Raw genomic sequence first — 442 nt, 5'->3', positions numbered from 1 at the left:
TGAAGCTCATGCCAACCGGAGGGGGGTGAGCAGTTTTCTGACTATTAGGGAATAGAGACAAATAATAGTTGCATTTTCTGAAGCGCATAAGAACCGGAGGGGGGTGAGCAGTTTTCTGACTATTGGGGAATAGAGGGAAATCTTATTTGCATTTTCTGAAGCGCCTGGGAACCGGAGGGGGGTGAGCAGTTTTCTGACTATTGTGCAATAGAGACAAATCAGAAATAGAAAAGTGTTTGGAGACCAAACCCCTACGGACTACCTCCGACAAAATTTCCCCAGAAATCAGAAAATGGTAGGTAAAAACTTTTATTGCGTATTGTGCAATAGAGACAAATCAGAAATAGAAAAGTGTTTGGAGACCAAACCACTACGGACTACCTCCGACAAAATTTTCCCCAGAAATCGGAAAATGGTAGGTAAAAACTTCTATTGCGTATTG

Source organism: Hydrocoleum sp. CS-953, assembly GCF_002260545.1.
Classification (GTDB): Bacteria; Cyanobacteriota; Cyanobacteriia; order Cyanobacteriales; family Microcoleaceae; genus Trichodesmium.
The sequence above is the reverse complement of the archived record's forward strand: the minus strand, read 5'-3'. Positions refer to the sequence as shown.